The 24,451-nt window shown below is 66.9% G+C and carries 21 protein-coding genes; 8 read left to right on the top strand and 13 right to left on the bottom strand.

The window, feature by feature from the left end:
* The first annotated feature begins 101 nt into the window (after positions 1 to 101).
* The 3 genes from DYQ94_RS18190 (at position 102) to hemF (ending at position 2,880) form a co-directional block, all read left to right on the top strand.
* Entirely contained in the window at positions 102 to 818 is a 717-nt protein-coding gene (locus tag DYQ94_RS18190) for a hypothetical protein (RefSeq protein WP_126966199.1), read from the top strand.
* Positions 815 to 1,393: a hypothetical protein gene (locus tag DYQ94_RS18185; RefSeq protein ID WP_126966200.1), complete on the top strand. Its 579-nt coding sequence runs from the start codon at positions 815 to 817 to the stop codon at positions 1,391 to 1,393. Before DYQ94_RS18190 ends, DYQ94_RS18185 begins: the two co-directional genes overlap by 4 nt.
* A 587-nt stretch (positions 1,394 to 1,980) precedes the next feature.
* Entirely contained in the window at positions 1,981 to 2,880 is a 900-nt protein-coding gene (gene hemF / locus DYQ94_RS18180; RefSeq protein ID WP_024937543.1) for an oxygen-dependent coproporphyrinogen oxidase, read from the top strand.
* Between the two features lie 428 nt (positions 2,881 to 3,308).
* On the opposite strand, the gene polA is transcribed toward hemF, so the two are convergent.
* Positions 3,309 to 6,110: a DNA polymerase I gene (gene polA / locus DYQ94_RS18175; protein ID WP_126966201.1), complete on the bottom strand. Its 2,802-nt coding sequence runs from the start codon at positions 6,108 to 6,110 to the stop codon at positions 3,309 to 3,311.
* 77 nt (positions 6,111 to 6,187) lie between these two features.
* Between polA and DYQ94_RS18170 the strand changes: the two genes are divergently transcribed.
* Positions 6,188 to 6,478 carry a DUF2782 domain-containing protein gene (locus tag DYQ94_RS18170; RefSeq protein ID WP_026064381.1) on the top strand — a complete coding sequence of 97 codons (291 nt, stop codon included), beginning with the start codon at positions 6,188 to 6,190 and terminating at the stop codon, positions 6,476 to 6,478.
* A gap of 204 nt (positions 6,479 to 6,682) precedes the next feature.
* Here DYQ94_RS18170 and DYQ94_RS18165 read toward each other — a convergent pair whose 3' ends face one another.
* From DYQ94_RS18165 to DYQ94_RS18145, 5 genes are all read right to left on the bottom strand, one after another.
* A complete protein-coding gene (locus DYQ94_RS18165; protein ID WP_160954435.1) occupies positions 6,683 to 9,211 on the bottom strand; it encodes a serine/threonine-protein kinase in 2,529 nt (842 codons plus the stop codon).
* Complete coding sequence (ecfK, locus tag DYQ94_RS18160; protein WP_046346102.1) at positions 9,190 to 9,729, bottom strand: ECF-type sigma factor EcfK; 540 nt, start codon at positions 9,727 to 9,729, stop codon at positions 9,190 to 9,192. The genes DYQ94_RS18165 and ecfK overlap by 22 nt, the downstream gene beginning before the upstream one ends.
* 192 nt (positions 9,730 to 9,921) lie before the next feature.
* Positions 9,922 to 10,047 carry a hypothetical protein gene (locus DYQ94_RS18155; RefSeq protein WP_255419546.1) on the bottom strand — a complete coding sequence of 42 codons (126 nt, stop codon included), beginning with the start codon at positions 10,045 to 10,047 and terminating at the stop codon, positions 9,922 to 9,924.
* Between the two features lie 221 nt (positions 10,048 to 10,268).
* Positions 10,269 to 10,796, bottom strand: coding sequence for a hypothetical protein (locus DYQ94_RS18150; protein ID WP_104628246.1), 528 nt, complete (start codon positions 10,794 to 10,796; stop codon positions 10,269 to 10,271).
* Between the two features lie 463 nt (positions 10,797 to 11,259).
* Positions 11,260 to 11,685 carry a hypothetical protein gene (locus DYQ94_RS18145; RefSeq protein ID WP_126966203.1) on the bottom strand — a complete coding sequence of 142 codons (426 nt, stop codon included), beginning with the start codon at positions 11,683 to 11,685 and terminating at the stop codon, positions 11,260 to 11,262.
* Here DYQ94_RS18145 and DYQ94_RS18140 point away from each other — a divergent pair.
* Positions 11,678 to 11,851, top strand: a complete 174-nt coding sequence (locus DYQ94_RS18140; RefSeq protein WP_160954434.1) for a hypothetical protein — start codon at positions 11,678 to 11,680, stop codon at positions 11,849 to 11,851. The genes DYQ94_RS18145 and DYQ94_RS18140 overlap by 8 nt on opposite strands.
* Positions 11,852 to 11,929: 78 nt before the next feature.
* Here DYQ94_RS18140 and DYQ94_RS18135 read toward each other — a convergent pair whose 3' ends face one another.
* Positions 11,930 to 13,054 (bottom strand): patatin-like phospholipase family protein, encoded by a 1,125-nt coding sequence (locus tag DYQ94_RS18135; protein WP_241235251.1) that lies wholly within the window; start codon positions 13,052 to 13,054, stop codon positions 11,930 to 11,932.
* Positions 13,055 to 13,482: 428 nt separating this feature from the next.
* Between DYQ94_RS18135 and tagK the strand changes: the two genes are divergently transcribed.
* Entirely contained in the window at positions 13,483 to 14,109 is a 627-nt protein-coding gene (gene tagK, locus DYQ94_RS18130) for a transcriptional regulator TagK (RefSeq protein ID WP_126966204.1), read from the top strand.
* A 161-nt stretch (positions 14,110 to 14,270) separates the two neighbouring features.
* Here tagK and DYQ94_RS18125 read toward each other — a convergent pair whose 3' ends face one another.
* From DYQ94_RS18125 to DYQ94_RS18100, 6 genes are all read right to left on the bottom strand, one after another.
* Positions 14,271 to 14,717 (bottom strand): universal stress protein, encoded by a 447-nt coding sequence (locus tag DYQ94_RS18125; protein ID WP_024937550.1) that lies wholly within the window; start codon positions 14,715 to 14,717, stop codon positions 14,271 to 14,273.
* Between the two features lie 109 nt (positions 14,718 to 14,826).
* Positions 14,827 to 15,408 carry a sugar O-acetyltransferase gene (locus DYQ94_RS18120; RefSeq protein WP_126966205.1) on the bottom strand — a complete coding sequence of 194 codons (582 nt, stop codon included), beginning with the start codon at positions 15,406 to 15,408 and terminating at the stop codon, positions 14,827 to 14,829.
* Positions 15,409 to 15,590: 182 nt separating this feature from the next.
* On the bottom strand, positions 15,591 to 17,777 hold the full coding sequence (gene uvrD / locus DYQ94_RS18115) for a DNA helicase II (protein ID WP_024937552.1): 2,187 nt from the start codon (positions 17,775 to 17,777) through the stop codon (positions 15,591 to 15,593).
* 239 nt (positions 17,778 to 18,016) lie between these two features.
* Complete coding sequence (locus tag DYQ94_RS18110) at positions 18,017 to 19,408, bottom strand: FAD/NAD(P)-binding protein (RefSeq protein ID WP_126966206.1); 1,392 nt, start codon at positions 19,406 to 19,408, stop codon at positions 18,017 to 18,019.
* A gap of 262 nt (positions 19,409 to 19,670) precedes the next feature.
* Positions 19,671 to 21,089, bottom strand: a complete 1,419-nt coding sequence (gene cls, locus DYQ94_RS18105) for a cardiolipin synthase (RefSeq protein WP_126966207.1) — start codon at positions 21,087 to 21,089, stop codon at positions 19,671 to 19,673.
* A 13-nt stretch (positions 21,090 to 21,102) separates the two neighbouring features.
* Positions 21,103 to 22,413 carry a LysR family transcriptional regulator gene (locus DYQ94_RS18100; protein ID WP_126966208.1) on the bottom strand — a complete coding sequence of 437 codons (1,311 nt, stop codon included), beginning with the start codon at positions 22,411 to 22,413 and terminating at the stop codon, positions 21,103 to 21,105.
* A 101-nt stretch (positions 22,414 to 22,514) separates the two neighbouring features.
* On the opposite strand from DYQ94_RS18100, the gene DYQ94_RS18095 reads away from it, so the two are divergent.
* Both DYQ94_RS18095 and DYQ94_RS18090 read left to right on the top strand, forming a co-directional pair.
* Positions 22,515 to 23,186, top strand: coding sequence for a 4-carboxy-4-hydroxy-2-oxoadipate aldolase/oxaloacetate decarboxylase (locus DYQ94_RS18095; RefSeq protein ID WP_126966209.1), 672 nt, complete (start codon positions 22,515 to 22,517; stop codon positions 23,184 to 23,186).
* Positions 23,179 to 24,234 (top strand): 4-oxalomesaconate tautomerase, encoded by a 1,056-nt coding sequence (locus tag DYQ94_RS18090; RefSeq protein WP_126966210.1) that lies wholly within the window; start codon positions 23,179 to 23,181, stop codon positions 24,232 to 24,234. The genes DYQ94_RS18095 and DYQ94_RS18090 overlap by 8 nt, the downstream gene beginning before the upstream one ends.
* The last annotated feature ends 217 nt before the right edge of the window (positions 24,235 to 24,451 follow it).

Below are 24,451 nucleotides of genomic sequence, written 5' to 3'. Positions count from 1 at the left end.
CCGCTGGCGCATTGCGCTCCCCTTTGCCGGCCCGCCGCCCGACCGGAGCGCCGCCGGCACCGCAGCGGTTTCCGATTCGCGGCGCGCAGAAGGTAATTGCGATGGGCCTGTGGGACCGTTTGTTTGGACGCAAGACCCCGGTGGCGAAGACGCCCCGAGCCGAACCGACCGCAGTGCCGGCAGCTGCAGCGGATGACGCCGATACCGAGGTCCAGATCGACCCGGCACTGCAGCCCGCACTGAGCCTGTTCCAGCGCGGCGATCAGCTGGGCGCCTACAACGCTGCGCAAGCGCAGCTGCACCTGGGTGCCGACGCGCAACGTCTTTGCGCGTTGGCATTGAGCGCGCTGGACCGCTATCGCGAGGCATACCCGCACTGGCTGGCGCTGTACGAACTGGAGCCTACCGCGCACAACGCATTGCAGTTGGCGACCACTTCGGTGATGTGCAACGAGATCGATCGTGGCGAACAGTGGCTGCTGACCTTCGACGATCTGAATGCGCAGGAGCGCTCCACCTCGCCGGCCACCGCACGCACCAGTTTCCTCACCGCGCTGACCCGCGCCGGTCACGGCGCGCACGCTTTGCCGCATCTGGAGTGGTTGCGCGAGGCCTACGCCGGCATGTCGATCACCGACAGCCACTTCCTCTACGTGCGCGGGCTGCCCTTCTTCGAAGCCTTCCTGGAGCGCAGCACACCGTTGTTGCGCCAGTGCCTGCCGGCCGACGCCCTGCCCGCTTGGTACGCGCAACTGCAGCCGGCCCTGGATCCGGATGGCCAGGCCGCCGTGGCCGCCCATATCGCATCGCTGCAATGAGCGCGCCGACACCGCGCCCTCGACCGCGCGGCGGCTTCGTCACGCCGCTGGCGTGGGTGTCCCTGCTGCTGGGTGTCGTCAGCGCGATGTCCAACCTGCTGCAGATCGCGATGATCGTGCTGATGCCCGACGCGGCGGCGCTGGGCTTGCCCGAAGGAATCATCCTGCCTGCCTCGTTGCAGTGGTTGATCGATCATGCGTTGTCATTGTCCGTCGTAGGCGTGGTGCTGTCGGTGGCCTTCGCATGGTTGAGCTGGGCCTTGCTGCAGCGACGCGAGTGGGCGCGGGTCGGGTTCGTGGCGGTGTTGCTGGTGACCGCACTGCTCAATGTCGGTGGCCTGGCGTTGATCGGGCCGTTGTTCGAGGGCGTGCAGGCGATGCTGCCTGCCGATGTCGTGCACAGCCCCGAGTGGCCGCAGCTGCAGGCACGCCTGCAGGCAACCCGCCAGGCGGCGTTGCTGCTGACAGGCCTGGGCGTGCTGGCAATCGGCTGTCTCCACGCAGCGCTGGCATGGCGGTTGTGCACGCCCGCAGTGCGCGCCGAATTTGCCGCCTCGCGCGAGCGCAACGGATGAGGGAATCGAGACGTCGAGCCGTGGCGACGGTTAGACACGGCACGAGGCTTGAATCACAAGCCCGGTGAGTCGAGGGCGCATGCCCTTAGCACTTCCAGGACACGCCGTGAATCCGTCTGTGGAGGCTTCCTGGCAGCATCCATGCCGCCAAGGGTCCCGGAACCGATAAGGACACCGCACCGGTTACCGGTTGCTCTGTCGAAACTATGCACACCCACCATCGCGACGGGTCCTTGCCCGCTCACCGTCGCGGGACCTCACGCGGCATGGATGCCGCGTAAGCGCCTACAGGGACGTACTTGCGGCGTGTCCTGCGGGGGTGGGCGGGCAAGGGCCTGCAGCCAGACCGCCGATCGCATGCCCTGCTTCTGCTTCCTCTTCCGCTTCTGCTGCTTCTGCCTCGCCCACACTGCCCGGTCCCAACTAGAAAACAGCCGGCATATGAATCCTGGCGTGGGACGAGCCGGCAAAGCCTGCCTGGCCAAGTACCCGATGCCTACACCTACACGCCGCAGCGCCTCGCCCTGCGACAAACGGGCGCGTTTGCCCGACTGCATGAAGCGCGATGCACCGCTTAGAATCGTGGCATGAACGAATTCGACCGTGTACGCGATTATTTGACCGGCCTGCAGGACCGTATCTGCGCTGCCGTGGAAGCCATCGATGGCAGCGCGCGTTTTGCCGAAGACCTGTGGCAGCGCGAGGAAGGCGGTGGCGGGCGCACCCGCATCCTGCGCGATGGCGCGGTGTTCGAGCAGGCCGGCATCGGGTTTTCGGACGTGTCCGGCTCGCGCCTGCCGCCTTCGGCCAGTGCGCACCGGCCAGAGCTGGCAGGGGCGACGTGGCGCGCCTGCGGCGTGTCGCTGGTGTTCCACCCGCACAACCCGCACATCCCCACCACCCACGCCAATGTGCGCTACTTCCGTGCCGAGCGCGATGGCGAGGTGGTGGCGGCCTGGTTCGGTGGCGGCTTCGATCTGACCCCGTTCTATCCGGTGGACGAAGACGTGCTGCACTGGCACCGCACCGCGCAGGCACTGTGCGCGCCATTCGGCGAGGAGCGCTATGCGGCGCACAAGCGCTGGTGCGACGAATACTTCTTCCTGCGTCACCGCAACGAGACGCGTGGCGTGGGCGGGCTGTTCTTCGACGACCTGGGGCAGGATTTCGAACGCGACTTCGCCTACCAGCGCGCGGTTGGCGACGGCTTCCTGGATGCCTACCTGCCGATCGTCGAGCGCCGCAAGGACACGCCCTACGGCGAGCGTGAGCGCGAGTTCCAGCTCTACCGCCGCGGCCGCTACGTGGAATTCAACCTGGTCTACGACCGCGGCACCTTGTTCGGCCTGCAAAGTGGCGGGCGGGCCGAAAGCATCCTGATGAGCCTGCCCCCACGGGTGCGCTGGGAATACGGCTTTACGCCAGAACCGGGCAGCGCCGAGGCGCGGCTGATGGACTATCTGGTCCCGCGCGACTGGCTCGGTTGAATCGGTCGATTAAAAACGCAGCGCTAATGAAACGCTGTGTTGATCGATTGAGTTAATTCGACCTATTTAAATTTGTGATTTCCCGCGACGCCGGTGGAGCGTGCAATACGATGAACCGGTTATGTTGCGTAGCAAAATAATTGCAGGCCGGAAATAAAAAGCCCCGCAGACCAGGGGGAGGTCGGCGGGGCCAGGGAACGGAAACTTGGGGAGTAGTTTCCGCTCCGAGATCTGCTCCAGGGGATGGGAGAGATCTGCCGACAGGCGTTGCGCCCGTCGAGGGATATAACACCATTTTCTACATTAATGGATCGTGAAGATAACTGTTAAAAATATGTAGAATTTAGCGGTTATTCATTCCATCGGCGCAGGCTCGATTCTTATTATGTCTGGTCTGCGCATTCAGCATATCCGCCTTATCTGCTGCGTCAGTGCGCCTCATCCCAGTTATCGCCAACGCCGGAATCGACCACCAGCGGCACGCGTAATTCGGCCGCGGCCGACATGCGCGTGGTCACTTCGCTCAGCAGCGTGTCGACGAAATCGGTCTCCGCTTCGAATACCAGTTCGTCGTGCACCTGCAGGATCATCAGCGCACGCTCGGCGTGGTCGGCGATCCAGCCGTCCACGCTGACCATGGCGCGCTTGATGATGTCGGCCGCGGTGCCCTGCATCGGTGCGTTGATGGCGGCGCGCTCGGCGCCGGCGCGCTGGCCCTGGCTGCCAGCGTTGATGAAGTCCAGATACAGCCGGCGGCCGAACACCGTCTCCACGTAGCCCTTGTCGCGCGCCTGCTGGCGGGTGGTTTCCATGAAGTCGCGTACGCCCGGGTAGCGGCTGAAGTACAGCGCGATGTAGTCCTGCGCCTCGCCGCGGCCGATGCCGAGCTGGCGGGCAAGACCAAACGCGCTCATGCCGTACATCAGGCCGAAGTTGATCGCCTTGGCGGCGCGGCGCTCGTCAGCGCTGACGGTGTCGATGGTGCGGCCGAACACCTCGGCGGCGGTGGCGCGGTGCACGTCGGCGCCGGACTCGAACGCACCGACCAGGCCCGGGTCGCCGGACAGGTGGGCCATGATGCGCAGCTCGATCTGCGAGTAATCGCAGGCGATCAGCTTGCGCCCGGCCGGGGCGACGAAGGCGCGGCGGATGCGGCGGCCGTCTTCGGTGCGGATCGGGATGTTCTGCAGGTTGGGATCGGACGAGGACAGCCGCCCGGTGGCCGCGCCGGCCTGGTGGTAGCTGGTGTGCACGCGCCCGGACTGCGGGTGGATCATTTCCGGCAGCTTGTCGGTGTAGGTGCTGCGCAGCTTGGTCAGGCCGCGGTATTCCAGGATCACCCGCGGCAGCTCGTGCTGGTCGGCGATGGCTTCCAGCGCCTCTTCGTTGGTCGAAGGCTGGCCCTTGGGCGTCTTGACCACGGCGGGCAGCTTGAGCTCGTCGAACAGCAGCGCCTGCAGCTGCTTGGGCGAATCCAGGTTGAAGCTGCGCCCGGCCAGCTCGGTGGCCTTCTGCTGGGCGGCGAGCATGCGCTTGGACAGGTCCGCGCTCTGGCGGCGCAGTTCGGCCGCGTCCACGCACACGCCGTTGGCTTCGATGCGTGCCAGTACTTCCACCAGCGGCATCTCGATGTCGCGGTAGACCTGCTCCAGGCCCGGCTCGGCCGCCAGCCTGGGTCCGAGCACCTGGTGCAGGCGCAGGGTGATGTCGGCATCTTCGGCGGCGTAGCGGGTGGCGTCGTCCAGGCTGATCTGGGCAAACGGGATCTGCTTGGCGCCCTTGCCGCAGACGTCCTCGTACTTGACCGTGTCGTAGCCCAGGTAGCGCTTGGCCAGGCTGTCCATATCATGGCGGGCGCTGCCGGAATTGAGCACGAAGCTCTCCAGCAGGGTGTCGTCGCTGTAGCCGGCCAGGGCGATGCCGTGGCGGCGCATCACGTGCAGGTCGTACTTGCCGTGCTGGCCGAGCTTGCGCACCGCAGGGTCGGTGAGCAGCGGCGCCAGCTGCGCCAGCGCCTGGGCACGGTCGAGCTGGGCCGGGGCGCCGGGGAAGTTGTGGCCGAACGGCAGATATGCCGCCTGGCCGGGCTCGGCGGCCACGCTCAGGCCGATCAGGTCGGCCTGCAGCGGGTCCAGGCTGTCGGTTTCGGTATCGAAGGCGAACTGGCCGGCGGCGCGCAGGCGCGCGATCCAGCTGTCGAGCTGTTCCTGGGTCAGGATGGTCTCGTACTGGCCGGGCGCCGACAACGCGGGGTCCAGGTCCACCGGGGCGCTGGCCGGGCCGGACACGAAGCCGGTGCCGCGCGCGCGGCCGGGTTCGGTGCGGGCGCTGGCTGCGGCGGCTCCCAACGGCATCGGTTCGGTCGGCAGGCCGGCCTGGGCGGCTGCACCGCCGAGTTCGCGCAGCGCCTGGGTGAAGCCGTAGCGTGCGTACAGCACCGCCAGCGTTTCGGCGTTGGGCTCGCGCAGGTCCAGCGCGCGCGGGCCGCTGGCCAGGGTCACGTCGGTCTTGATGGTGACCAGTTCGCGGTTGAGCGGCAGCCGTGGCAATGCGGCGCGCAGGTTGTCGCCGATCTTGCCCTTGATCTTGTCGGCGTTGGCGATCACCCCATCGAGCGAGTCGTATTCGGCCAGCCATTTGGCGGCGGTCTTGGGGCCGCACTTCTCCACGCCGGGCACGTTGTCCACGGTGTCGCCCATCAGCGCCAGCAGGTCGACGATCTGGTCGGGGCGCACGCCGAACTTGGCGATCACCGCCTCGTCCGAATCCATGCGGCTGCCGCTCATGGTGTTGACCAGTTCGATGCCCGGGCGGACCAGCTGGGCAAAGTCCTTGTCGCCGGTGGAGATGGTCACGCTCAGGCCGTCGGCGGCGGCCTGCAGGGCCAGCGTGCCGATCACATCGTCGGCTTCCACGCCGTCGATGCGCAGGATGTCGATGCCCAGCGCATGCACGATGTCGCACATCGGCTGCACCTGCGCGCGCAGGTCGTCGGGCATCGACGGACGATTGGCCTTGTAGTCGGCATACAGATCGTCACGGAAGGTCTTGCCCGGCGCATCCACCACGAACGCGACATAGGCCGGGCGTTCCTTCAGGGTGGCGCGCAGCATGTTGACCACGCCGAACAAGGCACCGGTGGGCTCGCCCTGGGCATTGGTCAGCGGCGGAAGCGCGTGGAACGCGCGATACAGGTAACTGGACCCGTCGATCAGGACTAATCTGCTCATGCGCCAATTCTACGCTGCACGCTCACGCCACATCGTGCCGGCGCATACTTGCCGACGACCTAGAACGGATGACGACGATGAAGAGAGCGAGTCTTTTGCTGCTGCCGTTACTGCTGCTCGGCGGCTGCGCCACCACCTCCGGCGGTACTGCCGGCGACGGTATCCCCGCCGGTGCCGATGTCACCAGCAAGACCATGGGCAACGGCGACAAGGTCGACGAGTACCGGGTCAACGGCCAGCTGGAAATGGTGCGGGTGACGCCTGCCCGCGGTGCGCCCTACTTCCTGTACGACCGCGATCACGACGGGCATACCGATGCGGAGAAGGACAAGGTCAATAAGGTGTATTGGAAGCTGTATAGCTGGTGATTCGGGATTCGGGAATCGGGAATCGGGAATCGTAGAGCGTAAGCCTCGCGGGTCTTGCGGCGCTGGTTTCGGTGACATCAGCCTAGTGCCGGGCGAGATGGCCCGCCGGTTTCGGTACGCCGCCGCATGGCGACAGGGATTGCCTGTGCTGTCGCCCTGCGGCAGCTGTCGGCCGGCGGCGCTTGGCCGGCCCGATACTTCATCTCAGCGTTGCGCCACCGACTCCATGGTTTCTGCGCTGGAGGTTGCGGGAAGCGCCTTGGCCGGGGCGACCAGTGCCAAGGTCTGGCGTGCGGCGCGCAAGGGTTGCTCGGCATCGCCATAGATGCCGGTCAGAATCTGCAATGCCTGCTGTGCGTGGTCGCGCGCGGCGGCCAGCTGGCCGAGCCTGCGCTCGGCTTCGGACAGGCCGCGCAGGATCTCGGCGGTCTGTGGATGCGCACGGCCCAGTACCCGCATGGACGACGCCAGCGACGCGCGCTGTTCGTCCAGCGAGGCATCCAGCTGGCCGTTGTCCAATAACCACAACGCATGGTTGCTGCGATAGCCGATGGTGGCCGGCGCATCGTCGCCGAACAGGGTGCGCGCGCGCTCCAGGACGGCGCGGTAATGCGGGCCGGCGTCGGCCAGCTTGCCCTGCTGCCGCAATGCGTGGGCCAGGTTGCTTTCCACCATCAAGGTGTCGGCGGCGTTGTCGCCGTAGAGCTTGCGGGTGAGGCGCAGCAACGAGGCCAGTTCGGTTTCGGCAGCGGCAAAGTCGCGTTGCATCAGCAGGAACACCGCCAGGCTGTTGCGCATCGACAGCACCAGCGGGTGCTCCGGCCCGCGCATGGCGATACGCTCGCGCAACAGGCTGCGCTGCAGGGCGATTGCCGGCAGCAGTTGGCCGACGTCGGCCAGCAGGCCGGCATAGACATTGCCGGCATCGATGCGTTGATCGGCGGTGCTGGCGCCGTTGGCCAGCGCGGCGACATAGGCATGCCGGCCCTCTGCCATGGCATCGGCCATGCGGCCCTGGTCGCGCAACGCCCAGGCCAGCCGCGCGCGCATCTCGTTGCCCAGCGCCTGCTGTTCTGCATCGCCGCCTGCCGCCAGCGCGATGCTCTGGCGCAGCACGTGCTCGGACTCTCTGGCCTTGCCGGCGCCGGTCAGTGCCTGGCCAAGCATCGAGGCCGCTTTCAGGGCCGGCACGCTGGCCGCGCCCATGTGCTGCCGCGCCAAGGTCTGGGCGATGCGCAGATGCAGCATCGCCTGCGGATAGTCGCCCAGCGCGATCAGCGTGCGGCCCAGGGTCAGCTCCACCTGCGTACGAGCATCCGGCTGATCGGCCAACTCACGCGCGGCACGCTGCGAGGCCTGCTGCAGCACACGCAGCATCAGCGTCTTGTCCAGATCCTGCGCAATGCCCGGGTCCACGCTGGACAGCACCGAACCCATGAAGTCGCCGGTGACCTGCGCGCGCTGCGCATCGCGCGCTGCGTGTTGCAGCGACCACAGTGTTGCACCCAGGCCGGCAACGAGCGCGATCGAAACAAGTGCAGCAGCCAGCACGCCGCTGCGATGGCGTTGGGTGAACTTGCGTAGCCGCAACCAGCCGCCGGCCTGCGACGCGCCTGGCGGATAACCATCCAGCCAACGGTGCAGATCCTCCAGCAAGGCCGACACCGACGCGTAGCGCGCGCCCGGTTCCGGCGCCAGCGCGCGCAGCACGATCGCATCCAGGCCATCGCGCAGCTGATCCTGCAGCTTGCCGTGGCTGGTCGCACGCGCCGCGCAGATTCGCGCGCGCGCATCGGCCGGCACCGCAGCCACCCGCTGCGATGGCGGCTGCGGCACGCCGTCGCGGTCTGCCACCGGGGCCAGCCCGCAACTCAGTTCGTAGAACATCGCGCCCAGCGCATAGATGTCGCTGCGTGCGTCCACCTCCGGCGCGCCGCGCGCCTGTTCCGGGCTCATGTAGCCGGGCGTGCCACGGCCATGCGCGGAGGTCATGCCGGGGTTGGACGCATCGACGGCGATGCCGAAATCGATCACGCCCGGCATCGGTCGCCCGTCGACCGCGCTGACCAGCACGTTGCTCGGTTTGAGATCGCGATGGATCACGCCTTTCTGGTGCGCGTGCTGCACCGCCTCGCCCACCCGCAGCATCAGCAGCACGCGCGCCTGCAGCGACAGCAGGTGCGCATCGCACCACCAGGTGATCGGCTCGCCGCGCAGATACTCCATCACCAAATACGGACGGCCGTGCGCATCGGTACCCACGTCGTGGATCTGCGCGATCGCCGGGTGCACCATCTGCGCCAGCAGCCGGCATTCGAATTCGAACAAGGCCCGGCCCTGCGCATCCAGAGCTTCGGCGGCCACCAGCTTGATCGCCACCTCGCGCTCGTAGGCCCCGTCGGCGCGATGGCCCAGATAGACCTGGCCCATGCCGCCGGCGCCGATCAGGCGGTCGATCGCCCAGGCACCAAAGCGCGTGCCGGCCGGCAGTTCCGGCAGCGGCGCGCGCAGTGCCGCGGCGGCCTGTTGCAACGGCGCACGCACGCGCAGCGTGGCCTGCGATTCCACCGCCAGCATCGCCAGCAACTCATCGCGCAGGACCGCATCGTCGCCGGCCTGCGCACGCGCGAATGCCTCGCGCGCCTCTACCGGCAGCTGACAGGCCTGATGGAACAAGGCCTCCAAGCGCTGCCAGGAGGTGGCGGCGCCGCTCACAGCTGCGCCGCCAGCCATACGCGCGCGAAGCGCAGATCGCGCTCCAGCGTCGGCACCGACACCTCCAGTTGCTCGGCCGCTTCGGCCACGCTGAAACCCACCAGCTCGGTCAGCGCGAAGGCCTTGGCCTTGCGCTCGTCCACGCGCGCCAGCTTGTCGAAGGCATCGGCGACCACCATCAAGGCCTCCGGCCGTGGCGTACCGTCGGACAGGCTGATCGTCAAGGTCACTGCCTGCCCCAGCCGCTTGGCGCTGGCATGGTGGCGCGCCAGATCCACCAGCAAATGGCGCATCTGCAGCGCCGCCACCGCATAGAAATGCGCGCGCGAGCGAAACGCCTGCTGGCCCTGCTCCAGCCGCATCCACGCCTCGTGCACCACCTCGGTCGCCTGCAGGCCGGCACGCACATCGCGCCGCAGCTCGCGCAACGCGGTGGCGCGCAGCACCTCGTAGACCTGCCGCGCCAATGCGTCGCCCGCGCCGGGCTCGTCGCGCTGCCAGGCCTGCAACAACTCGGTGATCGGCAGCTCGGACATCCGGTCCATCTCGCCTGCGTGGGAGCGCAGTATCCCGCATTGGCGACCGGGCAGGCACTTCAAAACCAAACGGTTTAGCTCGCCTGCCTGGTCCCCCGACCACGCGCGTCGGGCCGTCCGGGTCGGACAGCCACCACGGTACGGGCTACCAGGTCGGCCCCTGACGGAAGAAGGCCACGCAGCCCGCCACCGTCAAGAAGCCATCCGCCCATGCGTGAGCGTGGCATTGCCGGTCTTGCCGGATACCGGGCCGTAGATCCTGCTTTTCCACAGAGCCACGGCATCCACCAGTTCGCTGCGGATCAGCGTGCCTTCCATCGGGTTGTTGCGCTTGCCCGGATCCGGATTGACGATATCGCTCCTGGCGCTACAGGGTTTTGCTCCTCACGACCCGGTATTGCGCTCTTCCGGCAGCGTCTCCTGCGCTGCATGCCTTCCAGTCCTTCCCCGCTGATGGGAGAAGGTACTGGACCGTCACGGATCCAACAGTCCGCTTGATGTGCGGCATGTGAGCTCTGTAAATCCCCGCTCAAAAAAGACTAGCTCAAGTTCAATGTCGAACCTTCTGCACCGGCACGGAACTGTTGCGCGCCGCCGCCCACGGCGGTGTAGACGATGGCAAAACTCTTCTTGACGTTGGGATCTGGGTCCCCGCCGAACGTCGCGTTGCTCACCGGGATCGCTGTGCCGCCGTTGTTGAGCAGCCACTGGCAGATCGAGGTGACGTCGTAACCGTTGTTGCCGGTCCCGTACATTGCACGCACGACGGTAAAACTGGGGTTGCTAGGCACCGGAACGGGCGTACTGGCAGTAGGCGGATTAGGCACCAGATCGATCTGGCCATTTTCCGCACAACCGAGCGCAATGGGATTCCCATTGTTCAACGCCGGATTCTTGTAAAGAATCGCAAAGTTTTTGACTGTGCCCGGATCGGGGTCGGTCCCGAAGAAGGTATTGCTTGCGGTGATATCGTCATTGCCTGTATCGACGCTACTCTGGCATAGCTGGGTGACATCGACTCCTGCATTGCCGGTACCGTATACAGCGGAAAGGATCGTGATCGCCATGATAAGTGCCCTTTTTTCGGGGCTGGGAAGGCTGCCCCGACTCGCCTCTCGCCATGGGCTGCCGGTCACCCGGCACCCTGGCACACCATTGACGCAGCCTGCAGCGACCCTGGATGCGCAACTCCGCATTCTTCATCGGGTTTCCAGGACATCGTGACGCGGGTGGTGGCAACAGACGTGGGACTGACGCACAACGCACCCGGTTGCGGTCTAGCGGCTCCTGCAGTGGCAAACAACCCTGAGTCGCTGGACGCCGCAGTCGTGAATGTCGCCAGAGCATGCACACCATTTGAGGCGGCGCCTGCACTCATGCCGCTTCCAACCTCTGCCACGTTCGCTCGACATCAGGGAGCAGATGGACACGCCCACCGAGACAACATTTCAGGTTCTTGCCGGGATCGAGATGCATTGACGCCGGCCGCAATCGCGGCGTTGCGGCCGGCGCCTGGCCGACGTCCGGCAATCAGCTGCCTTTGATAAAGGCAATCGCCGGATCACTCGAGTTGTAGCGGACGTAGTGATCGCCGTTGCGATAGGTGTTGACCTGATAGCTATCGCCTGTCTTGTCGTAGAAATAGTAGTCGTAGTGCTCGGTGTTGCTGAAATACAGGATGTAGGCCCAGGTTCCGCCGTAGGCTCCGAGACTGTAGCGAGGAATCGCAGCAATCGATTTGACCTCTGCGGTGGTATCGGTCCAGTTGTTTCCGGTCAGCGGCCAAGCGACCGCAATGCCGAAATCTTTCTTCGTTTCTTCACCTGCAGCATCGGCTGGCACCGTCTCCTGGTTGCTGCCGCGAAACCCGACCTGATAGGGAATGCCCTTGTCACTGACGGCGTCGGTCCATTCGATGCCGGATTCATCCTGCAGATGTGGCGATGCAATGCTCATTCTTTTTCTCCTGGTGGCAAACCAACACAATGTGTTCCGGCTGGAACACAGCTACGACCTGGAAACGACGACGCTGGCGCTGCCAACGCGTCCGGATTCCGGGTCAACGCCGGGCCGGCACGCCACGCACGGCGCGCTGCCTGGTGGCTGCGGGCAAAACGATTGAATCCCGCGAGCGGGCTGTCGACGCGGCTGCACGCACGGAAGCTCCACGCTGCGCGTGCGCACAGATCCGCTAGCCGCCCTATGTCCAGCGGCTGGCAACCCAGTCACGCGTCTGTTTCCAGGCATCTGTCTGCAGGTAAGCCTGGGTCTGGCTGGCCAGATCGGCGACATGCTTCCAGTCATCCAGTGCGTAGGGATGTTGCAGCTCGACATTGGCGCGCCTGAAGTTGCCGGCCAGCACCTGCTCGGCCTGGATGCTTGCAAGCTCGGCCGTCGCGTCCATGGTCAGATTCAGCAACGGCATGGCCGGGACCGGGCCGCTGGCCCAGGGATGCAGCCAGGACGTTGCGCCCCAGCACAGCGGATTACCGATCGCGGCGGCCGGAATTCCTTGCGGGCTGCTGCCGGTTCCAAGCGACAGCAGCTGGATATCGCCGATGTTGGTCACCTGGCCGCTGGCGATGGCCTCGGCCACTGCGGTCATGGCCGGATTGTTGGCGAACACGCCGCCGTCGGCGAAGAAACCGTAATCCTCGTTCGTGTTGGCGATCCGATAAGGCGGGAAGTAGGTTGGCGCGGCAGACGTCGCCAATGCGGCATCGACCATGCTGATCTGCCTGTACGCATTGTTGGCGCCGTTGGAGAACGTGGCAGGCATCCAGTTTGCACTGCTTGCATCCCACAGGCGTGCGGCGTTGACGACGACGAGGCGCTGCGCTTGTGCAAGTTGCGTTGTACCCAAGAGACCGCTTGCGATCTGGATCAAGCCATCATTCTTGTACTGACTGCTGAAGAAGCCCGGCCCGCTGCCCAGTGCCGCATCCACCTCTTGCCGTTGCACCTGCGCCTGTTGATCGAGCAACCACCCATTGGGTTCGAAAATGCTGGCGCCCTTGGTCATGTACATCTCGATGATCGTGCCGATCGGGACGTTTTTCACCAATGCCAGCGCAAGCAGGCCGCCAGTGGAAGTGCCGGCAAAGCAATTGGCGTGGCTGAGGATACTGCTGTGTTGATCCAGGTCCTGGATGAGGATCGCGGTGATCAGGCCGCGAATTCCGCCGCCATCGCAACTGATGATATTGAACGACATTGAAGTCTCCTGCAGAGCGGGCACTGGCTTGAAACGTGTGCGGCAAAGGCGCCAAGAACAAGCTGTCCGACTGCCCGTCCAGCGCGCGATACCGATGGCTGTCGGGATCAATCGCAGGTGTGCGGAAGTGATTACGACGGCTGTTGCGTCTACCGTTGCACCACCTTAGAAGCGGCTTCGCCCACCACCCGACAAATCGTCTCGCGACATCGAGCATGTGATCTGCGACCGCTTTTGCTGCGGGTCGTCGAGCCGTGGTGCCCTCGGTATTCGCTTGGCGACCGGCATCGCGCTGCAGGACCTCTCCGTTCGACGCGGCGAATCAGTGCGCCCCCACGCAACCCCGGGCCGGCCGTTGCCAGCCCCGATCTCGATGCGATGCCATTGGCTCCGCATCAGCCACCACACCGACGCGTAGGCCGGGCCAGGCGCTTCCAGTATCGCGGTGCAGCGAGGAAAGGACCGGACGATCGATCTGGACTGCGGTCGATCGCACCAATGCGTGACGCAGCACCGGGTTCACGACAGGCAATGATGGGTTGGCGCCGCTTTTCTCGGTTGACCAGATGACAGGCCCCGGGGAGTGGGCCGCAGGCAGCACCCGCATGAGCAACACCAACTATTACGGCGCCATCGTCCCGCAGGCATCGGTGCAGGCGCATGCGCCGCTGATGAGCGGTCTGCTGGCCTACATCGAGCAGCACATCGGCGAGGCCGAGCTCGGTACCGAGTCCCTGCAGCAGGCGTTCGGGCTGTCGCGTGCGTCGTTGTACCGGCTGTTCCAGTCGCGCGGGGGCGTGGCCAGCTATATCCGCGAGCAGCGCCTGTACGCCGCGTACCGTTACCTGCAAGCCTACCCGGAGTGCAGCCTGACCTGGCTGCTATATGAGATGGGCTTTGCGTCGGAGCGGCAGTTCCAACGCTGTTTCCAGCAGCGTTTCGGCATGCCGCCGATGCACTGGCGCCGCCAGTGCCGCGCCGCGCCGCCGACGCATGCGCCACGCCGCGGACACTACATCCCGGTGGGGCGCTTCCTACGTGAGCTCAACCAGCTCATACACCGGGATGACGCGCCGGTGCGTGCCGGCCTGCCACCGGTGCGCCCCGCTCCCTTGCATACCGACGCGTTACGGCATCTTGCACAGCCGGCACCAATGGAAAACTGACCTCCAATTCGCAATCCGCAATCCGCGTAGGAGCGCGCCTGAGCGCGATGAGGCTTTACCGATAACGCCCCGTCGCGCTCAGGCGCGCTCCTACGAGAGATTGTGCGACTTGGAACGTAGGACGCTTTGCATCTGCTTTGGCGCAGCAAAACATCCAACGATCAGCGGATCACCAGCACCGGGATCGAACTGTGCGTGAGCACCTCCACCGTCTGGCTACCAAGCAGCATGCGGCGCATGCCACGGCGGCCGTGCGAGGTCATGATGATCAGATCGCTGTTGCACTCCTTGGCGGTCTGCACGATGCCTTCGGCGGCGAAGCGGTCCAGCACGTGGCGCGACGTGGCCTTGATATTGGCCGCAGCCGCCAGCTCCAGCGCCGGGCGCAGGATCTTCTCTGCGGCAGCTTCGCGTTCCTTGCGGTACTCCGGACTTGCCTCGTAGCCCACGCTCCAGCCCATCGCGTCGTACATGCCCATTGCCCACGGCTCGGACACGGTGACGATATCGACCTTGCCGCCAGTCGCCTTGGCCAGTTCAAGACCCTGGAACAAACCACGATGCGACAGCTCGGATGCATCGATGGCTATCAGGATACGTTTGTACATGGTGATCTCCTTGGATGACCGGCCTGGCTGCCGGCGCACTCAGCCTGACAGTGCGCTGCGGTACACGCATTGATGCGCATCAATGCGGCCACGCGGCGTGCTGCAACACTCAGTCGGTTGGCGCGGCATCGGCAGCGTCGCGGCTTGCGCGTACGCGCGCCGGATTGCCCAGCGCGATCGCGCCGGCCGGCACGTCGCGGGTGACCACCGCACCGGCGCCGATCACCGCGCCGTCGCCGATGCACACGCCCGGCAGGATGATCGCACCGCCACCGATCCACACGTTGCGCCCGATGCGGATCGGCCGCCCGAACTCCAGCCCGCTGGCGCGGCCTGCCGCGTCGCGCGGATGGTCGGCGGCATAGAACTGCACCGCAGGGCCCACCTGCGTGCCCTCGCCGATGCTGACCTCGCAGACATCCAGGATCACGCAATTGAAGTTGAGGAACACGCCCGCGCCCAGACGAATGTTGTAGCCGTAGTCGCAGTGGAACGGCGGGCGGATCACCGCGCCTTCGCCCACCTCGGCCAACCGCTCGACCAGCAGCGCGTGCCGTTGGGCGGGCGGCTGCGCGGCACAGGCGTTGTAGCGCGCCATCCAGTCGGCGGCTGCAGCCTGGTCGGCCTGCAATTCGTCATCGGCAGCGTTATAGAGCTCGCCTGCCAGCATCTTGTGTTTTTCGGTGCGCATCGGGCCGTGGATCTCTGGACGTTCGATTCGAACGCAAGGGTGTCACGGATGCCGCGGGGAATGCATCGGGCGATGCACCAATACTGGCCAGCGGCGTGTTGGCGACGAACACGCCGCCCCGGCCGGATCCGGGCGCGTAATCCCTGCCGCGCATTGCCCGGCGATGCGACGCGGTTGCCGGCCTACACCACCGTCAGATTGGCGTATGCCATCACCAGCCACTTGGCGCCGACGTCGTCGAACTGCACCTGCACCCGCGCGTGCGCACCGGCGCCCTCGTAGTCCACGACCACGCCGCCGCCGAACTTGGGATGTTGGACATTGGCGCCGAGCTTGATCGGCGCAGCTTCGACCACGCCGTGCACCGGTCCGCCACGTGCCGCACCCAGCGAGGCGGTGCGCGAGACCTGCACTTTCGGGCGCACCTCGTGCAGCAATTCGCGCGGAATCTCGCGCAGGAAGCGCGAGGGCACGTTGTAATTGTCCTGGCCGTGGATGCGCCGCGATTCGGCGTAGCACAGCACCAGCTTCTGGCGCGCGCGGGTGATGCCCACATAGGCCAGGCGGCGCTCTTCTTCCAGCCGGCCGCTTTCTTCCAGCGAGCGTGCACTCGGGAACAGGCCGTCTTCCAGGCCGACCAGGAACACGATGGGGAATTCCAGGCCCTTGGCCGAATGCAGCGTCATCAGCTGCACGCCTTCTTCGCCGGCCTGGGCCTGGCCTTCGCCGGCTTCCAGCGAGGCGTAGGCCAGGAAGGCCACCAGCTCGGTCATGCCCTGGCTGTCTTCATCGTCCGGGCGGGTGAAGCGCGAGGCCACCGACACCAGTTCGTCCAGGTTCTCGGTACGCGATTCCGAATCCAGCCCGCTGCGGCTTTCCTTGGCCCAATGCTCGCGCAGGCCCGAGCGCATCAGCACATGGTCGATGCGTTCGGCCAGTTCCATGTCGCCGGTTTCGGCGTGCAACTGGCCGACCAGGCTCAGGAACGTGGCCAGCGCATTGCGGGCGCGGGCGGCCAGGGTGTTTTCCTGCGTGGACAGCATTGCCGCTTCCCACAGCGACAAGGCGTTGGCGCGTGCCAGGCGGCGCACTTCATCCAGCGTGCGATCGCCGATGCCGCGCGTGGGCGTATTGACCGCGCGCTCGAACGCGGCATCGTCGCTGCGGTTGGTGAGCAGGCGCAGGTACGCCAACGCATCCTTGATTTCGGCACGCTCGAAGAAGCGCATGCCGCCATACACACGGTACGGCAGCTGCTCGGAAATCAGCGCTTCTTCCAGCGCGCGCGACTGCGCGTTGCTGCGATACAGCACCGCCACTTCGCCATAACTGCCGCCGTCGCGCACCCACTGCCGCGCGCGCTCGACCACATAGCGCGCCTCGTCGACCTCGTTGTAGGCCGCATACAGGTCGATCGGATCGCCGTCGCCGGAATCGGTCCACAGCTGCTTGCCGATCCGGTCCGGGTTATGCGCGATCACCGCATTGGCCGCGCCCAGGATATTGGCGCTGGAGCGGTAGTTCTGCTCCAGCCGCACGGTCTGCGCGCCGGGGAAATCCTTCAGGAAGCGCTGGACGTTCTCGACCTTGGCGCCGCGCCAGCCGTAGATGGCCTGGTCGTCGTCGCCGACCACGAACACGTGGCCGGTCTCGCCGGCCAGCACGCGCACGAAGGCGTACTGGATGGCGTTGGTGTCCTGGAATTCGTCGACCAGGATCTCGCGGAAGCGCGCACGGTAATGCGCCAGCAAGGCCGGGGTGTCGCGCAGCAGTTCGTGCGCGCGCAGCAGCAACTCGGCGAAATCGAGCAGGCCGGAGCGGTCGCAACGTTCCTGGTAGGCGGCGTAGACCTGCCGGCGTACCTCGGTCCAGTCGTCGTTGGGCTCGGGCTGGATATGCTGCGGACGGCGGCCTTCGTCCTTCTGTTCGTTGATCCACCAGCTCATCTGCTTGGGCGGATACTTGCCCTCGTCCAGCTCCAGCGCCTGCACCACGCGCTTGACCAGCCGCAGCTGGTCGTCGCTGTCCATGACCTGGAAGCCTTCCGGCAGCCGCGCATCCTGCCAGTGCAGGCGCAACAACCGGTGCGCCAGCCCATGGAAGGTGCCGATCCACATCCCGCGGCTGCCGTTGCGCAGCTGCAGGTCGGTGCGGTGGCGCATTTCGCCGGCGGCCTTGTTGGTGAAGGTCACCGCGAAGATGCCGTGGTTGGGCACGCCCTGGACTTCGTTGAGCCAGGCAATGCGATGGATCAGCACGCGCGTCTTGCCGGAGCCGGCGCCGGCCAGCACGAGGTAATGCCCCGGCGGCGCGGAAACGGCCTCGCGCTGGGCGGGGTTTAAATGATCGAGCAAATGAGAGACATCCACCGCCGCATTTTACCGGTTGTGGCGTCGCTGCGGCTGAGATTGCGATGAAGCGGTTGGGTAAGCCGTTCTTGCATCGGCAGAGGGGTTGGAGTGAGGGTACGGGGCGAAGCAGTCGGTGCATCACTTCCGAAGGCGCGTGGCGACGCGTTTGTCACTGCAGGCACGGGTAGATGTCTGAGGCGCCCTCATCCGGCGCTACGCGCCGCCTTCTCCCGGCGGGAGAAGGGAACAATGGCCCCTCACCGCCCCAGCAATGCCAACAGATCCGGCGCAATCGCCGCTGCCTGCTCACGCAACTCCGGCACTGCCAGGCTCTCCCACAACGACCCGATCCGCAGGCTGCCGATCACCCGCAACCGCGGATTGGCGCGCCCCTCGGCGTCGATCAGACGGCCATCGGCAGCGGTATCCACCCCGATTCCATGCGGCCCGGCCACCGCAATGCCCTGCCCCAGCAGTTGCTGCAGCAGCGGGTTGCGCATCGCCTGCACGCGCATTTCCACACCGGTGGCGTTGACCAGCGTCTGCACATCCAGCTGCAAGGCATGCCCGGCACTGGCGCCGGCACTGAGCCGCACGCAGGCGCCGGCCTGGAACGCCACCTCCAGCCGCGCGCGGTGCAGCTGCAGTTGTCCGCGCGCGCGCATCGCCTGCAGTTGCGCATGCACCGGCGCGGCGATGCGGTGACGATGCACATCCCAATAGCGCACCACGTGGCGCAGGAAGCGGCGTTGGTCGGCAGCCGACAGCGTTTGCCACAGGGCCTGACTCAGCGGGCGCACACGCTCCATCACGCTCTGCCAGGGCAGGCCTTGCGCCATCGCCACCCGCGCATGCTGCCGCAAGCTGCGCATGCGCGCACGCAGCGACAGCGCCAGCAACGGCTGCGGATCGAAGTCCGCCGCAACGCAGTGCGCCTGCGGCAACGGCAGCAGCCCATGCCGCGACACCACGTGCACCGCCCCGCGATGCGCCTGCGCGGCCAGCGTCACCACCGTGTCGGCCATGCTCAGTCCCGAGCCGACGATGCACACCGCCGCGTCCTGCGGCAACGCGGCGACCGCCTCGGTATCCCAGGCTTCCACACGCTGGGTTGCCGACAGGCCGGTGGCCCCGCGCAGCGGCAACGGCCGCAACGCATTGCCTACCGCCAACACCACGCTGCTGGCGTGCAGGGTCTGGCCATCGTCGAGCTGCAACCGCGCGCCGTCGGCATCGGCTTGCAGCGTCTGCACGCGGGCGCTGTGCACGGTGAGCGTCGCCGGGCTCTGCACACGCGCGGCCTGCAGGCGTTCGCGCAGGTAGGGCGCGTAGTGCCGGCGCCCGACGAAAGCCTGCGGCAGCCGTGCGTCTTCCAGCTCCGGGCAGCAGGCGTGCGCACGCAGGTAATCGACGAAATCCTGCGGCGCCTCCACCAGCGCACTCATCCGCGCGGCGGGCACATTGAGCAGATGTTCGGGACGCGCGGTGGAGTAGGCCACGCCCTCGCCCAGCACCGGGTGCGGCTCGATCAGCACGATCTGCACCGGCGCCACGGCCTGACGCAACAGCTGCAGCGCCACCAGCACCCCGGATGCGCCACCGCCAACGATGGCGATCACTGCATCGCCGGGATCACGCAATTCATTCATCCGGCAATTGTAGGCGATGCGTCGCGTCGCACCGATGACAGCGGCCATGCCCGCCGCGATGGCCGGGATAGCCCCGCGCGTACGTGCCGACGCGACGCACCCGTCCAACAAAGCGGTCGCCGGACGCGTCCATTCCAGCGCGGGCGCGTTTGCATGCGGCGCGATCTTGCCGCCCCAGACGCGCCCCCTCCCACTTCACCTGCCACCGCAGGCATCGCGCTGCGCCACAACGGGCACTGCGCGCGCATGGACCCCGCCCGCACTACATCAACGCATCGGCCAGCCGCGCAATGCCCTCGCGACTGCGGCGCCAGGCCGGGCGCGTGCGCCACTGCCCAAGCTCCAGCTGGCGTGCGTTGGCCAGGTAATCCTGCTCGATCGCACGCAGCCGCTGCACCACGCCCTGGTCGTAGCAGAGCATGCCGATCTCGGCATTGAGCGCGAACGAGCGGATGTCCAGGTTGATCGAGCCGACCAGCGCGATGTCCTCGTCCATGCTCAGGTGCTTGGCATGCAGGAAGTGCGGGCGATACAGCGCGATCTTGACCCCGCAGCGCAGCAGCTCCTCGAAATACGCCTCCTGCGCCCAGGCCGCCAGGATCTGGTTGTTGCTCTCCGACAGGATCAGCTGCACATCCACGCCCGACACCGCGGCAATGCGCAAGGCACTGAGCAAGGCCTCGTCGGGGACGAAATACGGCGTCACCAGCACCACCTTGCGCCGCGCCAGATGGATCACCGCGTTGATCGCATCGCGCGCATTCTCGAACGGATACGCCGGCCCGCTGGGCAGCAGCTGCGTGGCGATGTTGGCCTCGCACACCGGCGCGTCCGGCCATACGTCCAGGCGCTGCCCGGTTTCGGTGAACCAGTCGCTGGCGAACACCGCTTCCAGATGATTGACCACCGGCCCGCGCACGCGCGCCACCAGCTCGCGGTTGGGCACCCCATTGATGAACCCGGCCTCGGCCAGGTTCTGCGAGCCGACAAAGCCCACCTGGTTGTCGATCACCGCAATCTTGCGGTGGTTGCGCAGATCCATGCGCCCGCTGCGGCGCCAGCGCAGGCCGCCGGGCAACACCGCCAGCACCTCCACTCCACCGGCCTGCAGCTGCTGGCGGTAATGGCGCAGACCGCGCTTGGCGCCCACCGCATCCAGCAGCACGCGGCAGCGCACGCCGCGCGCACCGGCACGCAGCAGCGCGGCAACCACCGCGTCGCCCACCGCATCGTCGAACATCAGGTAATACAGCAGATGCACGCGCTTTTCCGCCATGTCGATCGCGGTGATCAAGGCCTGCAGCGACTGCGTGTAGTCGTCCAGCAAGTCCACCGCATTGCCCAGCGTGGGCATGAAATCGCCCTGGCGTTCGATCAGCGGTACCACCTCGGCGCTGCTGGTGTCCGCCTGCGGGGTCCAGCGCAAGGCATGCAGCGGCAGTTGCTGTTCGCGGATCACCTGCGAGGCAGTGGCCTGGCGTTCCACCCGCACCCGCGATAGCCACGGATGCCCGAACAGCAGATACAGCGGCAGGCCGACCACCGGCACGAAGCCGATCAGCAGCAACCAGCTGCGTGCCGCACCCGGCGTGGTGCGGGCCGGAATCCACAACAGCGCGGCCAGGCGAATCGCCCAGTCCAGTGCCAACAGCCAGGTCCCTTGCAACCAGTCAGGCAGCATCAGCGATCCGTTCTCAAGAAGGCTCCGATTCTGACCGCCCGGTGCGTGAACGCAACGGGGCGGGCGCGTCGATCGGCGCGCAATAGCGAAACGGCCCGCCCTGCGCATCGGCCGGCTGCACGCGCTCGGCACAGACCTGCCGCAGCGTCTGCACGAATGCCGACTGCGCGCGGGTGGGATGCCAATCGCTGCGCAGCGTCATGCCGATCTGGCGGCGCAGCTGCGGCCCGGCGCGGCCGACCTCGCACAGCAAGCCGGCGCGGCGCTCGAACAGGAACTGGTCGCGCGACATCAGCGTGAGCCAGTCGCCTTCCAGCAGCAGCCCGCGGATGGTCAGCTCCGCGCCGCATTCGATGCGCAGCGCCGGTGGCTCGATCCGCTGATCGCGAAACATCTGCTCCCAGCGTGCGCGCACCGGCGTGCCGGTGGTGGCGATCACCCAGGGATAGTCCAGCAACTGCGCGAACGCGTAGGCGCGCCCGGCCAGCGGATGCCCGCTGCGCGCCACGATCACCGGCTCGTCGTCGAACAACGGCTCCTGCAGCACATCGCGCACCGGCAACGGCTCGCGCAGCGCACCGATCAGCAGGTCCAGCCCGCCCTCGCGCAGATGCGCTAGCAATTCGTCATACGGGCCTTCGACCACGTTGACGCTGGCACCGGGATGCGCGCGCGCAAACCGCGCCAGTACCTGCGGCAGCAGGATCGCCCGCGCCAGCGGCATCACCCCCAGTGCGATCCGGCCGGCGTGCTGCGCGCGCAACGCGCTCACTTCGTCCAGGCCGGCGCGCAATTCGGCCAGCGCCAGGCGCACCTGCCGCAGCAGCCGCGTGGCCACCGGCGTGGCCTGCATGGTCTTGCCGCGGCGCACCGTCAGCGGTACCTCGATCACATCGGCCAGCGACTGCACCGCGCGGTAGATCGCCGGCTGAGAAACCCCGGCGCGCGCCGCCGCCAGCGAATAACTCCCGGCCACATCCACCGCGACCAGCGCCTGCAGTTGCCCCAGCGAGACCCGTCGCTCCAGGCCGGGCCGGGCCGGCAACCGCAACGCCCGCCGCGCCACCCGGATGCCGCGACCCAGTTGCTCCAACGCCCGTGCGATGCGCGGCACCAGCAACTGCGTGGCCTCGGTGGCGACCATGCCGCCAGGATGCCGCTCGAACAGGCGCACGCCGAGCTGCTGTTCCAGCCGCGCCACCGCCTGGGTCAATGCCGGTTGCGACAGATTCACCTGCGGCGCGGCCGCGCTGATGCTGCCCAGCCGGTGCACCACCACCAGGGCATAAAGATGGCGAAGGTTCGGCTCGGGAGTCGGCGGCATGCTCTAACTATAAGCAAAACCAATATGCATACCTCAAATGAATCTTGAGCCAGCAGGCGCTCGCCGCACAGACTCGGTGCATGCCTAACGAGGATGGATGGATGAGCCAGGTCGTCACCCGGATCGCGCGCACCCCGTTGGCCGTCGTCGACGGGCTTGCGCAGGCCGGCGTAGCCACCGTGCACGAGGCGCAGGGGCGCAGCGGCCTGCTGCACCATCGCCTGCGCCCGATCTACGCCGGCTGCCGCATCGCCGGCACCGCCGTCACCGTGTCGATCCCGCCCGGCGACAACTGGATGATGCATGTGGCCATCGAGCAACTGCAGCCCGGCGATGTGCTGGTGGTCGCCCCAACCAGCGCCTGCTGCGATGGCTATTTCGGCGACCTGCTCGCCACCTCGGCGCAGGCGCGCGGCTGCCGCGGGTTGATCATCGATGCCGGAGTACGCGATGTGCGCGACCTCACGGCGATGCAGTTCCCGGCCTGGAGCCGCGCCATCTGCGCGCAGGGCACCATCAAGGAGACGCTGGGCTCGGTCAATGTGCCACTGGTCTGCGCCGACGCGCTGGTGCAGCCGGGCGATGTGGTGGTGGCCGACGACGATGGCGTGTGCGTGGTGCCGCGCGTCAGCGCCGCCGCAGTGCTGGCCGAAGCGCAGGCACGCGAAGCGCGCGAACTGCGCAAACGCGAGCGCCTGGCACGCGGCGAACTGGGCCTGGACATCTACGCGATGCGCGAACGCCTGGCGGCCAAGGGCCTGCGCTATGTCTGAGCAGGTCCGCGCGATGTGGATGCGCGGCGGTACCTCCAAGGGCGGCTTTTTCCTGGCCGACGAGTTGCCGGGCGAGCGCGCCGCACGCGACGCCTTCCTGCTGCGCGCCTACGGCTCGCCGGATGTCCGCCAGATCGACGGCATGGGCGGCGCCGACCCGCTGACCTCCAAGGTCGCGGTGGTATCGCGCTCGGCACGCGCCGATGCCGACGTGGACTATCTGTTCCTGCAGGTGTCGGTGGACCAGGCACAGGTCAGCGACGCGCAGAACTGCGGCAACATGCTGGCCGGCGTTGCCCCCTTCGCGTTGGAGCGGGGTTTGTTGCCGGTACGCGATGGCGAAACCGAGGTGCGCATCTTCATGCGCAACACCGGCACGCTGGCCACCGCCAGCGTGCAGACGCCCGGTGGCCAGGTGCGCTACGACGGCGACGCCCGCATCGACGGCGTACCCGGCACCGCTGCGCCGATTGCGCTGGCATTTGCCGACATCGCCGGCTCTTCCTGTGGTGCGTTGCTGCCCACCGGCAATAGCGTCAACATCCTGGATGGCGTGGAGGTCACGCTGATCGACAACGGCATGCCCTGCGTGGTGCTGCGCGCCAGCGATCTCGGCATCAGCGGTTACGAAGACCGCAACACCCTCGATGCAGATGCGGCACTGAAAACCCGCCTGGAATCGCTTCGCTTGCAGGCGGGCCCGTTGATGCAGCTGGGCGATGTTGCCGACGCCACCGTGCCCAAGATGATGCTGGTCGCCGCACCGCGCCATGGCGGCGCGATCAGCGTGCGCTCGTTCATTCCGCACCGCTGCCACGCCTCGATCGGCGTGCTCGGCGCCGTCACCGTGGTCACTGCCTGCCTGCTGCCCGGCTCGCCCGCGCATGCTCTGGCGCAGCTGCCTGGCGGCACCACCCAGCAGCTGGAGGTCGAGCATCCCAGCGGCGCGAGCAGTTGCATGATCACGGTCGATTCGCACGGCGAGGTGGTGCGCACCGCCGTGCTGCGCACTGCACGCAAGCTGTTCGATGGGCAGTTGTATGGCTGAGCGGATGGATGCGCCACCACGCTGGATCGATCGCCATCGGCCATGCCCGGCCCACGACCTGCGCCTGCCGCGCGGCGTGGCCGATACTGCGTGCCGCAGCGACGTGCGCGTGAGCATCCATGCGCAAGTCGCAACCTATGTGGGCACCTGCAGGTTCCGGGCACCGGGTGGGTCCGCCTTCCGCGTACGTGGTCGTTTGCTCACCAATCCCGCCGCC

The sequence above is a fragment of the Xanthomonas sp. LMG 8993 genome, from assembly GCF_009835065.2.
GTDB classification, from domain to species: domain Bacteria; phylum Pseudomonadota; class Gammaproteobacteria; order Xanthomonadales; family Xanthomonadaceae; genus Xanthomonas; species Xanthomonas arboricola.
Note: the sequence above shows the minus strand (reverse complement) of the source record. Positions and strands in the feature narration are given on the sequence as shown.

Bases quoted from the DNA above. Each gene is read 5' to 3' on its own strand.
- DYQ94_RS18120 (WP_126966205.1), bottom strand. From the start codon at position 15,408: ATGCGCACCGAAAAACACAAGATGCTGGCAGGCGAGCTCTATAACGCT.
- DYQ94_RS18100 (WP_126966208.1), bottom strand. From the start codon at position 22,413: ATGCCGCCGACTCCCGAGCCGAACCTTCGCCATCTTTATGCCCTGGTG.
- DYQ94_RS18185 (WP_126966200.1), top strand. From the start codon at position 815: ATGAGCGCGCCGACACCGCGCCCTCGACCGCGCGGCGGCTTCGTCACG.
- DYQ94_RS18125 (WP_024937550.1), bottom strand. From the start codon at position 14,717: ATGTACAAACGTATCCTGATAGCCATCGATGCATCCGAGCTGTCGCAT.
- DYQ94_RS18110 (WP_126966206.1), bottom strand. From the start codon at position 19,408: ATGAATGAATTGCGTGATCCCGGCGATGCAGTGATCGCCATCGTTGGC.
- DYQ94_RS18150 (WP_104628246.1), bottom strand. From the start codon at position 10,796: ATGGCGATCACGATCCTTTCCGCTGTATACGGTACCGGCAATGCAGGA.
- DYQ94_RS18165 (WP_160954435.1), bottom strand. From the start codon at position 9,211: ATGGCTGGCGGCGCAGCTGTGAGCGGCGCCGCCACCTCCTGGCAGCGC.
- DYQ94_RS18190 (WP_126966199.1), top strand. From the start codon at position 102: ATGGGCCTGTGGGACCGTTTGTTTGGACGCAAGACCCCGGTGGCGAAG.
- DYQ94_RS18145 (WP_126966203.1), bottom strand. From the start codon at position 11,685: ATGAGCATTGCATCGCCACATCTGCAGGATGAATCCGGCATCGAATGG.
- cls (WP_126966207.1), bottom strand. From the start codon at position 21,089: ATGCTGCCTGACTGGTTGCAAGGGACCTGGCTGTTGGCACTGGACTGG.
- DYQ94_RS18170 (WP_026064381.1), top strand. From the start codon at position 6,188: ATGAAGAGAGCGAGTCTTTTGCTGCTGCCGTTACTGCTGCTCGGCGGC.
- hemF (WP_024937543.1), top strand. From the start codon at position 1,981: ATGAACGAATTCGACCGTGTACGCGATTATTTGACCGGCCTGCAGGAC.
- DYQ94_RS18140 (WP_160954434.1), top strand. From the start codon at position 11,678: ATGCTCATTCTTTTTCTCCTGGTGGCAAACCAACACAATGTGTTCCGG.
- DYQ94_RS18090 (WP_126966210.1), top strand. From the start codon at position 23,179: ATGTCTGAGCAGGTCCGCGCGATGTGGATGCGCGGCGGTACCTCCAAG.
- DYQ94_RS18155 (WP_255419546.1), bottom strand. From the start codon at position 10,047: ATGGAAGGCACGCTGATCCGCAGCGAACTGGTGGATGCCGTGGCTCTG.
- DYQ94_RS18095 (WP_126966209.1), top strand. From the start codon at position 22,515: ATGAGCCAGGTCGTCACCCGGATCGCGCGCACCCCGTTGGCCGTCGTC.
- ecfK (WP_046346102.1), bottom strand. From the start codon at position 9,729: ATGTCCGAGCTGCCGATCACCGAGTTGTTGCAGGCCTGGCAGCGCGAC.
- polA (WP_126966201.1), bottom strand. From the start codon at position 6,110: ATGAGCAGATTAGTCCTGATCGACGGGTCCAGTTACCTGTATCGCGCG.